The 8583-nt window shown below is 71.0% G+C and carries 9 protein-coding genes; 4 read left to right on the top strand and 5 right to left on the bottom strand.

Features of this window, described 5'->3' with window-relative positions; genetic code table 11:
- Window positions 1–216 precede the first annotated feature (216 nt).
- Complete coding sequence (gene moaA / locus ACFWP3_RS37250; RefSeq protein WP_384230272.1) at window positions 217–1206, top strand: GTP 3',8-cyclase MoaA; 990 nt, start codon at window positions 217–219, stop codon at window positions 1204–1206.
- A gap of 34 nt (window positions 1207–1240) precedes the next feature.
- On the opposite strand, the gene ACFWP3_RS37245 is transcribed toward moaA, so the two are convergent.
- Both ACFWP3_RS37245 and ACFWP3_RS37240 read right to left on the bottom strand, forming a co-directional pair.
- A complete protein-coding gene (locus tag ACFWP3_RS37245; protein ID WP_384230269.1) occupies window positions 1241–1480 on the bottom strand; it encodes a hypothetical protein in 240 nt (79 codons plus the stop codon).
- Window positions 1481–1626: 146 nt separating this feature from the next.
- Window positions 1627–1905 (bottom strand): DUF3099 domain-containing protein, encoded by a 279-nt coding sequence (locus ACFWP3_RS37240; protein ID WP_384230306.1) that lies wholly within the window; start codon window positions 1903–1905, stop codon window positions 1627–1629.
- Window positions 1906–2155: 250 nt separating this feature from the next.
- Here ACFWP3_RS37240 and ACFWP3_RS37235 point away from each other — a divergent pair, with 250 nt between their 5' ends.
- On the top strand, window positions 2156–2434 hold the full coding sequence (locus ACFWP3_RS37235; RefSeq protein WP_384230267.1) for a GlsB/YeaQ/YmgE family stress response membrane protein: 279 nt from the start codon (window positions 2156–2158) through the stop codon (window positions 2432–2434).
- 120 nt (window positions 2435–2554) lie between these two features.
- Here the strand turns inward: ACFWP3_RS37235 and tyrS are convergent, their stop codons facing one another.
- The 3 genes from tyrS to ACFWP3_RS37220 are packed head-to-tail and all read right to left on the bottom strand — an operon-like array spanning window position 2555 to window position 6835.
- The gene (gene tyrS / locus ACFWP3_RS37230) at window positions 2555–3823 is read right to left on the bottom strand and encodes a tyrosine--tRNA ligase (RefSeq protein WP_384230265.1); all 1269 of its coding nucleotides are present in this window, start codon (window positions 3821–3823) and stop codon (window positions 2555–2557) included.
- Between the two features lie 52 nt (window positions 3824–3875).
- Window positions 3876–5276 carry a metallopeptidase TldD-related protein gene (locus ACFWP3_RS37225; RefSeq protein WP_384230263.1) on the bottom strand — a complete coding sequence of 467 codons (1401 nt, stop codon included), beginning with the start codon at window positions 5274–5276 and terminating at the stop codon, window positions 3876–3878.
- On the bottom strand, window positions 5273–6835 hold the full coding sequence (locus ACFWP3_RS37220) for a TldD/PmbA family protein (protein WP_384230260.1): 1563 nt from the start codon (window positions 6833–6835) through the stop codon (window positions 5273–5275). Before ACFWP3_RS37220 ends, ACFWP3_RS37225 begins: the two co-directional genes overlap by 4 nt.
- A gap of 145 nt (window positions 6836–6980) precedes the next feature.
- Here ACFWP3_RS37220 and fabG point away from each other — a divergent pair, with 145 nt between their 5' ends.
- Complete coding sequence (fabG, locus tag ACFWP3_RS37215; protein WP_384230258.1) at window positions 6981–7700, top strand: 3-oxoacyl-[acyl-carrier-protein] reductase; 720 nt, start codon at window positions 6981–6983, stop codon at window positions 7698–7700.
- A 5-nt stretch (window positions 7701–7705) separates the two neighbouring features.
- A complete protein-coding gene (fabI, locus tag ACFWP3_RS37210) occupies window positions 7706–8476 on the top strand; it encodes an enoyl-ACP reductase FabI (RefSeq protein WP_384230256.1) in 771 nt (256 codons plus the stop codon).
- The last annotated feature ends 107 nt before the right edge of the window (window positions 8477–8583 follow it).

Raw genomic sequence — 8583 nt, 5'->3', positions numbered from 1 at the left:
ATACCTCATCGGATATTCGCTGGGGGCCAGTTTTATTTTTATAACCCACGGGCCCCCCACTTACAACGACCCCACACCCCGGGGGCCCCCGTCGTACTTCCATACGACGCGGCCACGCTGCCTCTCGTCCATTCGGGCACCACTGGATGTAACACGCGTCGCGTAGGCTCGAAGTCATCGAACCTCTACAGATCCGGACAGGGGAGGGGGCCCACAGTGCTTCTCGACACCTACGGCCGCGTGGCCACTGACCTGCGCGTCTCGCTCACCGACCGGTGCAATCTCCGCTGTACCTACTGCATGCCCGAAGAGGGACTGCAGTGGCTCGGGAAGTCCGACCTGCTCAGCGACGACGAGATCGTCCGGCTGATCCGCATCGCCGTCACCCGGCTCGGCATCACCGAGGTCCGCTTCACCGGCGGCGAACCGCTGCTCCGCCCCGGCCTGGTCGGGATCGTCGAGCAGTGCGCGGCCCTGGAGCCCCGCCCCCAGATGTCCCTGACCACCAACGGCATCGGCCTCAAGCGCACCGCGCAGGCCCTGAAGGCCGTGGGTCTGGACCGGGTGAACGTTTCGCTGGACACCCTGCGGCCCGAGGTCTTCAAGACCCTGACCCGCCGCGACCGGCACAAGGACGTCATCGAGGGCATGGCCGCGGCCCGCGACGCCGGCCTCACCCCCGTCAAGGTCAACGCCGTGCTGATGCCCGGGCTGAACGACGACGAGGCCCCCGACCTGCTGGCCTGGGCCGTGGAGAACGAGTACGAGCTCCGCTTCATCGAGCAGATGCCCCTCGACGCCCAGCACGGATGGAAGCGCGAGGGCATGATCACCGCCGGCGACATCCTCCAGTCGCTGCGGACCCGCTTCACGCTCACCGAGGAGGGCGCCGACGAACGCGGCTCCGCCCCGGCCGAGCGCTGGGTGGTCGACGGCGGCCCGGCCACCGTCGGCGTCATCGCCTCGGTCACCCGCCCCTTCTGCGGAGCCTGCGACCGTACGCGGCTCACCGCCGACGGCCAGGTCCGCACGTGCCTGTTCGCCACCGAGGAATCGGACCTGAGGGCCGCGCTGCGCTCGGGCGCCCCGGACGAGGAGATCGCCCGGCTGTGGAAGGTGGCGATGTGGGGCAAGAAGGCCGGATCCGGTCTTGACGACCCGTCCTTCCTCCAGCCCGACCGCCCCATGTCGGCGATCGGCGGCTAGGACCGCGGCCGGGGGCCGGCGCGCGCCCGGCCGCTCAGCGGGCGCGCTCGGAGCCCTCCGGCTGCACCCACTCACCGAGCTTCACCACGTCCTTGAGGAAGCCACGGACCCCCAGGAACTGGGACAGGTGTTCGCGGTGCTCCTCGCACGCCAGCCAGGTCTTGCGGCGCTCGGGCGTGTGCAGCGTCGGGTTGTTCCACGCCAGCACCCAGACGGCCGCGTCACGGCAGCCCTTGGCGGAACAGGTCGGGGTTTCGGTATCAGGGGAGGTCACGCCTCAACCCTACAAACCGCCGGAGCGGAAAGGCGACGCCGAGCAGCCACGGGGGGAGCTGCCCGGCGTCGGTCCGTCGCTCCGACGGGGGATGCGGAGCGCGTAGGCAGTATGTCACGCAGGACCCGGTACGGTGCACCGGAACTTCATGATTGATCTGAGCTTTTCGTGAGGTTTCCCGCTTCCAGCGCGGGCAGTACGGGAGCCGGGATGAAGTGCGACGGCAGCGAGGGGGCGGACTCGCGCCCCGCGTTCGCGATGACCACGGCGACGTAGGGCAGCAGGGCCCCCGCGACCAGCGTCACGATCGCCACCGGCCGCTGCACGTTCCACAGCAGCACCGTCGCGATGACCGACAGGGTCCTGATCACCATCGAGATCACGTAGCGGCGCTGACGGCCCCGGACGTCCTCGTCGAGCCCCATCCGGGCGCCGGTGATCCGGAAGACCTCGGCCCCGTTCCGCTTCTGCCGCTTGGTCTGCTTGGTCCGCTCCACCACTCCACCACCCGATCATCCGCCGGACGCTCCCCGGTCCGGATCCTCCCACGGTACGCCGCCTCCCCGGCCGGGAGGAGAGGGGGTTCCCCCGAACGGGGCCGCCCGAAATGCGCGGTACGCCGAACGGGCCGAGACTGGGCCCACGTGCGCACAACGCGCCAGGAGGAGGCTCGACATGCACTGGTTGTGGGCGATCATCGTCGGTTTCGTGCTGGGCCTGATAGCCCGTGCGGTCCTGCCGGGCAAGCAGCACCAGCCCCTCTGGCTGACCACGCTCATGGGCATCATCGGCGGCGTCCTCGGCAACGCCGTCGCCACCTGGATCGGGGTCGCCGACACCCGGGGCATCGACTGGACCCGCCACCTGCTCCAGCTCGCCGGCGCGGTCGTCCTCGTCGCGCTCGGCGAGATGGCGTACAAGGCGATGCGGGGCGGCAAGCGCGAGATGACCTAGCGGCGCGTCCCGGAACGCGGCGGAGGGACCGGCCGGACCAGGGCCCCCAGCAGTAGCTGGGGGGAGTGTCCGTACCGGCCCCTCCGCCGCGTTCCGTACCGGGCGTCCGCCCCGGAGCCGTCAGGCCCCGGTGACCTCGACCGCCGCCAGGTTCTTCTTGCCGCGCCGCAGCACCAGCCAACGCCCGTGCAGCAGGTCCTCCTTGGCGGGCACCGCGTCCTCGGCCGTCACCTTCGCGTTGTTCACGTAGGCGCCGCCCTCCTTCACGGTCCGCCGGCCCGCCGACTTGCTCGCGACCAGACCGGTCTCCGCCAGCAGGTCCACCACCTGGCCGAGCTCCGCCACCCGGACGTGCGGCAGCTCCGACAGGGCCGCGGCCAGCGTGGCCTCGTCCAGCTCCGCCAGATCGCCCTGCCCGAACAGCGCCTTCGACGCGGCGATCACGGCCGCGCACTGGTCGGCGCCGTGCACCAGCGTCGTCAGCTCCTCCGCCAGCGCACGCTGCGCGGCGCGCGCCTGCGGCCGCTCGGCGGTCTGCGCCTCCAGCGCCTCCAGCTCCTCACGGCTCTGGAAGGACAGGATCCGCATGTAGGTGGAGATGTCCCGGTCGTCCACGTTCAGCCAGAACTGGTAGAACGCGTACGGCGTGGTCATCTCCGGGTCCAGCCAGACGGCCCCGCCCTCGGTCTTGCCGAACTTGGTGCCGTCCGCCTTGACCATCAGCGGGGTCGCCATCGCGTGCACGACCGCGCCCGGCTCGACCCGGTGGATCAGGTCGAGACCGGCCGTCAGGTTGCCCCACTGGTCCGAGCCGCCCTGCTGGAGCACGCAGCCGTGGCGCCGGTACAGCTCCAGGAAGTCCATGCCCTGGAGCAGCTGGTAGCTGAACTCCGTGTAGCTGATGCCCTGGTCCGACTCCAGCCGCTTGGCGACCGAGTCCTTCGTCAGCATCTTGTTGACGCGGAAGTGCTTGCCGATGTCCCGCAGGAACTCGATGGCGGACATGCCCGCCGTCCAGTCCAGGTTGTTGACCAGCACCGCCGCGTTCTCGCCCTCGAAGGACAGGAACGGCTCGATCTGCGACCGCAGCCGGTTCACCCACTCCGCGATGACCGTCGGATCGTTCAGGGTGCGCTCGGCGGTCGGGCGCGGGTCGCCGATCTGGCCGGTGGCCCCGCCGACCAGCGCCAGCGGCCGGTTCCCGGCCAGCTGGAGCCGGCGCATGGTGAGCACCTGGACCAGGTGTCCCACGTGCAGCGAGGCGGCGGTCGGGTCGTAGCCGCAATAGAACGTGACAGGACCGTCCGCGAACGCCTTGCGCAGCGCTTCTTCATCGGTGGACTGGGCGAAGAGCCCGCGCCACTTCAGTTCGTCGACGATGTCCGTCACGGTCTCTCGACTCCTTACGTTTTGTGGAAATGCCGAGCCCAGTCTAGGTGGGTCAGACGCCCTTGCTCACCGAACTCATGTTGAAGTCCGGGATGCGGACAGCGGGCATCGCGGCGCGCGTGAACCAGTCGCCCCACTCGCGCGGCAGCGTCTTCTCGGTCCGGCCCGCCTCGGTGGCCCGCGACAGCAGGTCCACGGGCGACTCGTTGAACCGGAAGTTGTTCACCTCGCCCACGACCTGCCCGTTCTCCACCAGGTAGACGCCGTCCCGGGTCAGGCCCGTGAGCAGCAGGGTGGCCGGATCGACCTCGCGGATGTACCAGAGGCAGGTCAGCAGCAGGCCCCGCCCGGTACCGGCGACCATCTCCTCCAGCGACTTGTCGCCGCCGCCGTCCAGGATCAGGTTGCCGAAGGCCGGGGACAGCGGCAGGTCCGTCAGCGCCGCGCTGTGCCGGGTCGTGGTCAGCCGGGCCAGCTCCCCCTCGCGGATCCACTCGGTCGCCGGGACCGGCAGGCCGTTGTCGAACACCGAGGCGTCGTCCCCGGAGCTGTGCGCGATGACGAAGGGCGCGGACTCCAGGCCCGGCGCGTTCGGGTCGCTGCGCAGCGTCAGCGGCAGCTCGGAGAGCCGCTCGCCGATCCGGGTGCCGCCGCCGGGCTTGGAGAAGACCGTCCGGCCCTCCACCGCGTCCCGCGCCGCCGCCGACCACATCTGGTAGATCAGCAGGTCCGCCACGGCCGTCGGCGGCAGCAGCGTCTCGTACCGCCCGGCCGGCAGCTCGATCTTCCGCTCGGCCCAGCCGAGCCGCACGGCGAGCTCCGCGTCCAGGACGGTCGGGTCCACGTCCTTGAAGTCGCGGGTGGCCCGCCCGGCCCAGGCCGAGCGCTGCCGGTCCGGGGACTTGGCGTTGAGCTCCAGGGTGCCCTTGGGCTGGTCGTGGCGCAGCCGCAGGCCCGTGGAGGTGCCGACGTACGTGGAGACCAGCTCGTGGTTGGCGAAGCCGTACAGCTCGCGGCCGCCCGCGCGGGCCCGGGCGAAGGACTCGCCGAGCGCCGGGGCGAAGTCCGCGAACACCGCCGAGGAGGTCTCGGCGGGGGCGTCGGTGAAGTCCGGCGAGGCCGGGGTCCCGGTCACCAGCGGCTGGGCGTCCTCGGCGGGACCGGCCCCGCGCGCGGCGGCCTCGGCGGCGCGCACCAGCGGCTCCAGGTCCGCGGCGGTGACGGCGCTGCGCGAGACGACCCCCGAGGCCGTCCCCTCCTTGCCGTCGACCGTGGCGATGACCGTCAGGGTCCGGCCGCGGGTGACGCCGTTGGTGGTGAGCGCGTTGCCCGCCCAGCGGAGGTTGGCGGTGGACTGCTCGTCGGCGATGACGACGCACCCGTCGGCGGTGGACAGCTCCAGGGCCCGCTCGACGATCTCGTGGGGCTTGGTCGATCGAATCGATGAGGTCATCGTCCGGCCTCCTGCGTGGTGTTCAGGATGTTCACGTCGCGGAAGAGGGCGGACGGGCAGCCGTGGGAGACCGACGCGACCTGGCCCGGCTGGGCCTTCCCGCAGTTGAAGGCGCCGCCCAGGACATAGGTCTGCGGGCCGCCGACCTTCTCCATCGAGCCCCAGAAGTCGGTGGTCGTGGCCTGGTACGCGACGTCGCGCAGCTGCCCGGCCAGCTTGCCGTTCTCGATGCGGAAGAACCGCTGCCCGGTGAACTGGAAGTTGTAGCGCTGCATGTCGATCGACCAGGAGCGGTCGCCGACCACGTAGATCCCGCGCTCCACCCCGCCGATCAGGTCCTCGGTGGACAGGCCGCCGGGATCCGGCTGGAGCGACACGTTCGCCATGCGCTGGACGGGCACGTGCCCGGGGGAGTCGGCGTAGGCGCAGCCGTTGGAGCGCCCGAGGCCGGTCAGCTTCGCGATCCGCCGGTCCAGCTGGTAGCCGACCAGGGTGCCGTCCTTGACCAGGTCCCAGCTCTGCCCCTCGACGCCCTCGTCGTCGTAGCCGATGGTGGCCAGGCCGTGCTCGGCGGTGCGGTCGCCCGTCACGTTCATGATCGGGGAGCCGTACTTGAGCTTGCCCAGCTGGTCGAAGGTGGCGAAGGAGGTCCCCGCGTACGCCGCCTCGTAGCCCAGCGCGCGGTCGAGCTCGGTGGCGTGGCCGATGGACTCGTGGATGGTGAGCCACAGGTTGGACGGGTCCACCACCAGGTCGTAGCGCCCGGCCCGCACGCTCGGGGCCTTCATCTTCTCGGCGAGCAGACCGGGGATCTGCTCCAGCTCGGAGTCCCAGTCCCAGCCGGTGCCGGTCAGGTACTCCCAGCCGCGGCCGGCGGGCGGCGCGATGGTGCGCATCGAGTCGAACTCGCCGGTGGTGGCGTTGACGGCGACCGCCGTGAACTGCGGGTGGATGCGGACCCGCTGCTGCGTGGTCGTGGTGCCCGCGGTGTCCGCGTAGAACTTGTTCTCGTGCACGGCCAGCAGCGAGGCGTCCACGTGCGCGACCCCGTCGGCCGCCAGCAGCCGCGCGCTCCAGTCGGCGAGCAGCGCCGCCTTCTCCGCGTCCGCGACCTCGAACGGGTTCACGTCGTAGGCCGAGATCCAGGTCCGGTCCGCGTGCACCGGCTCCTCGGCCAGCTCCACCCGCTCGTCCGAACCGGCGGCCTTGATCACCTGGGCGGACAGCTTCGCCATGGCCACGGCCTGCGAGGCCACCCTGGCGGCGGCGTCCATGGTCAGGTCCACACCGGAGGCGAACCCCCAGCTGCCCCCGTGCACCACCCGGACCGCGTAGCCGAGGTCGGTGGTGTCGGAACCGCCGGACGGCTTGGCGTCGCGCAGGCGCCAGGAGGCGCTGCGGATCCGCTCCAGCCGGAAGTCGGCATGGTCGGCGCCCAGCGCGCGGGCCCGGGCGAGCGCCGCGTCGGCGAGCGCCCGCAAGGGAAGCGCGGTGAAGGCCGCGTCGATGGAATGGGGCACGGAATTCCTCCCGAAGTCGGGGCCGGTCTCCCCGATCATGTCGCGACCGGGGCTGTCGTGCCTACACCTTTCTGTAGGGATTCGACAGAGCCCGTCGCAAGGCCCTGTCGGAGGTGGATTCTCCGTACGAGGGGTGCGACCTATAGGTTTTCGGTATTCAGACCGCTAGCGAAAGGGTGATCCGTTGAGCCGCTCGGTTCTCGTCACCGGAGGTAACCGGGGCATCGGCCTCGCCATCGCCCGCGCCTTCGCGGAGGCCGGAGACAAGGTCGCGATCACGTACCGGTCGGGAGAGCCGCCGGAGGCGCTCACCTCGGCCGGTGTTCTGGCGGTCCGCTGCGACATCACCGACTCCGAGCAGGTGGAGCAGGCCTACAAGCAGATCGAGGAAGCGCACGGCGCGGTCGAGGTGCTGGTGGCCAACGCCGGCATCACCAAGGACACCCTGCTGATGCGGATGACGGAGGAGGACTTCTCCTCGGTCGTCGACACCAACCTCACCGGCACCTTCCGCGTGGTCAAGCGCGCGAACCGGGGCATGCTCCGGGCCAAGAAGGGCCGCGTCGTCCTGATCTCCTCGGTCGTCGGCCTGCTGGGTTCGGCGGGACAGGCCAACTACGCCGCCTCCAAGGCCGCGCTGGTCGGCTTCGCCCGGTCGCTCGCCCGCGAGCTCGGCTCCCGCAACATCACCTTCAACGTGGTCGCCCCCGGCTTCGTCGACACGGACATGACCAAGGTCCTCACCGACGAGCAGCGCGCCGGCATCGTGGGCCAGGTGCCGCTCGGCCGCTACGCGCAGCCCGAGGAGATCGCGGCGGCCGTTCGCTTCCTGGCGTCCGACGACGCCGCGTACATCACCGGAGCCGTCATTCCCGTTGACGGCGGATTGGGCATGGGTCACTGATCACCATGAGCGGAATTCTCGAGGGCAAGCGCATCCTCATCACCGGCGTGCTGATGGAGTCCTCCATCGCGTTCCACGCCGCCAAGCTCGCCCAGGAGCAGGGCGCCGAGGTCATCCTCACGGCGTTCCCGCGGCCGACGCTGACCGAGCGCATCGCCCGCAAGCTGCCCAAGCCCGCCAAGGTGATCGAGCTCGACGTCACCAACCAGGAGCACCTGGACCGGCTGGAGACGCTCGTCCGCGACGAGCTCGGCGGCCTCGACGGCGTCGTCCACTCCATCGGCTTCGCGCCGCAGGACGCCCTCGGCGGCAACTTCCTGAACACGCCGTTCGAGTCGGTCGCCACCGCCATGCACGTCTCGGCGTTCTCGCTGAAGTCGCTGACCATGGCCTGCAAGCCGCTCTTCCCGCACGAGGGCGCGGCCGTCGTCGGCCTCACCTTCGACGCGCAGTTCGCCTGGCCGCAGTACGACTGGATGGGCCCGGCCAAGGCCGCGCTGGAGGCCACCAGCCGCTACCTCGCCCGCGACCTGGGCAAGGAGAACATCCGCTGCAACCTGGTCTCGGCCGGGCCGATCGGCTCCATGGCCGCGAAGTCCATCCCGGGCTTCGGCGAGCTGGCGGACGTGTGGAACTCCCGCTCGATGCTGGAGTGGGACATGAGCGACCCGGAGCCGGCGGGCCGCGGCGTCGTCGCGCTGCTGTCGGACTGGTTCCCGAAGACCACCGGTGAGATCGTCCACGTGGACGGCGGCCTGCACGCGATGGGCGCCTGACGGCACCCGCGTCCGTACGGCGGGGGGGGGGGGGGGCGGGGCGGGCGGGGGCGCCCCCCCCCCGCGGGCGGCGCCGCGCGGCGGGGAAAAAGCCGAGGCGGGAGAAG

This window comes from Streptomyces sp. NPDC058525 (genome assembly GCF_042719495.1).
In the GTDB taxonomy this organism is placed as follows: Bacteria; Actinomycetota; Actinomycetes; order Streptomycetales; family Streptomycetaceae; genus Streptomyces.
The sequence above is the reverse complement of the archived record's forward strand: the minus strand, read 5'-3'. Positions and strand labels throughout refer to the sequence as shown.

Bases quoted from the DNA above. Each gene is read 5' to 3' on its own strand.
- ACFWP3_RS37240 (WP_384230306.1), bottom strand. From the start codon at position 1,905: ATGGGGCTCGACGAGGACGTCCGGGGCCGTCAGCGCCGCTACGTGATC.
- ACFWP3_RS37235 (WP_384230267.1), top strand. From the start codon at position 2,156: ATGCACTGGTTGTGGGCGATCATCGTCGGTTTCGTGCTGGGCCTGATA.
- ACFWP3_RS37225 (WP_384230263.1), bottom strand. From the start codon at position 5,276: ATGACCTCATCGATTCGATCGACCAAGCCCCACGAGATCGTCGAGCGG.
- ACFWP3_RS37220 (WP_384230260.1), bottom strand. From the start codon at position 6,835: ATGATCGGGGAGACCGGCCCCGACTTCGGGAGGAATTCCGTGCCCCAT.
- fabI (WP_384230256.1), top strand. From the start codon at position 7,706: ATGAGCGGAATTCTCGAGGGCAAGCGCATCCTCATCACCGGCGTGCTG.